The organism is Pseudomonas sp. NPDC086251, from assembly GCF_044746405.1.
Lineage (GTDB): Bacteria > Pseudomonadota > Gammaproteobacteria > Pseudomonadales > Pseudomonadaceae > Aquipseudomonas.
The window spans coordinates 1-1780 of the sequence record NZ_JBIVBY010000023.1; the positions used below are offsets into that span (position 1 = coordinate 1).

The window sequence follows — 1780 nt, forward strand, 5'->3', positions numbered from 1 at the left end:
GATGGTCTTCCCACATTTTGGTCGCGGGAAAGCGCGCATCAACCCAATCCATGAACTTGCTCATCACGCTTTCTCCGTATCGACGCCAATGACAATGATGTCATCGGTCTCATAGGAATGCGGGGGAACTGGCAGGTTCAAAGGCGCAGGTTGCGACTTGTAGACGCGGCCAGCCAGATCGTAGTGGGAACCGTGGCAAGGGCAGAAATAACCACCTACCCAGTCCTTGCCCAGATCCGCAGGCGCCACTTCTGGACGGAAGGTCGGCGAGCAACCCAGGTGCGTACAGATACCGATCAGCAGCAGGACCTCTGGCTTGATCGAACGCGTTTCCGGGTCGACATAGGTCGGTTGTGTCGAGTTCTTGGAGGTTGGGTCAGACAGCTGGCCCTCGATCTTTTTCAGATTCCCCAGGATTTCCGCAGTACGGCGGACGATAAATACCGGCTGGCCTCGCCACTCAGCAATCATCTGCTGGCCTGGCTCGATTTTGCTGACATTCACTTTCACCGGTGCACCTGCGGCTTTCGCCTTGGCACTGGGAAACCATGACCCCACGAACGGGACCGCAGCCCCCACCGCTCCTGCAGCACCCACCACGGATGTGGCTGCTACCAAGAAGCGACGCCGGCCTGCATTCACGCCGTCATTGCTCATTCAGTCCTCTCCCATCAGCTTTGTGGCCTGTTAAATCAGGCATCTACTAAGTAAATCTATGCACTTATAAAAATTTTGCCGAATGGTAATGAAAAGCCCCAATTCTGACAAGGTAATTACCGAAGGGCTCCACTGCCAAGCCTTGCAGTATAGGGGCTCTACGGATGTGGCAAGTTGTCACAGAGCAATTCTTTGATAAATCGCGCCCATAAAAAAACGCCCAGCTTCGCGAGGAAACTGGGCGTTCTTTTTGAACGCGAAAGCGAATTAACGCTTCGAGTACTGCGGACGCTTACGCGCTTTACGCAGACCCACTTTCTTACGTTCAACTTCACGAGCATCGCGAGTAACGAAGCCAGCTTTGCGCAGAGCGCCACGCAGGGTTTCGTCGTACTGCATCAGTGCGCGAGTAATACCGTGGCGGATTGCGCCAGCTTGACCACTTACACCACCGCCGATCACGGTGACGTAGATGTCGAATTTCTCGACAGTCTCAGTCAATTCCAGCGGCTGACGAACTACCATGCGGGCAGTTTCGCGGCCGAAGAAATTATCCAGCGAACGGTTGTTGATGGAGATGTTACCAGTACCCGGACGCAGGAAAACGCGTGCGGTTGCGGTCTTGCGACGGCCAGTGCCGTAATTTTGAGTCGCCGACATAATGAACTATTCCGTTAAAACTTCAGTTCTTGGGGCTGCTGAGCAGTATGAGGGTGTACAGCGCCCGCATAGACTTTCAGCTTACGATACATGTCGCGACCCAGCGGGTTCTTAGGCAGCATGCCTTTGACCGCGGTCTCGATCACGCGCTCAGGGGCTTTAGCGATCAGCTTTTCGAAGTTGATCGACTTGATGCCGCCCGGGAAACCGGAGTGGGAGTAGTAGATTTTGTCGGTGGTTTTAGCACCGGTTACACGAATCTGCTCGGCATTGATAACGACGATGTAATCGCCGGTGTCAACGTGAGGAGTGTACTCAGCTTTATGCTTGCCACGCAGACGGCTCGCGATTTCGGTGGCCAGACGACCCAGGGTCTGACCTGCAGCGTCGACGACAAACCAGTCGCGCTGTACTGTTTCCGGTTTAGCAGTAAAAGTTTTCATTCTTTATAGCCTCAGGGGCC

Annotated in this window: 3 protein-coding genes; all 3 read right to left on the reverse strand. The window is 54.3% G+C overall.

The window, feature by feature from the left end:
• Nucleotides 1-63: 63 nt before the first annotated feature.
• Nucleotides 64-657, reverse strand: a complete 594-nt coding sequence (gene petA / locus ACIPL2_RS24125) for a ubiquinol-cytochrome c reductase iron-sulfur subunit (protein ID WP_033061319.1) — start codon at nt 655-657, stop codon at nt 64-66.
• A gap of 267 nt (nt 658-924) precedes the next feature.
• Nucleotides 925-1317: a 30S ribosomal protein S9 gene (gene rpsI / locus ACIPL2_RS24130; protein WP_002555064.1), complete on the reverse strand. Its 393-nt coding sequence runs from the start codon at nt 1315-1317 to the stop codon at nt 925-927.
• Between the two features lie 14 nt (nt 1318-1331).
• Nucleotides 1332-1760 (reverse strand): 50S ribosomal protein L13, encoded by a 429-nt coding sequence (gene rplM / locus ACIPL2_RS24135; RefSeq protein ID WP_007905295.1) that lies wholly within the window; start codon nt 1758-1760, stop codon nt 1332-1334.
• Between the last annotated feature and the right edge of the window lie 20 nt (nt 1761-1780).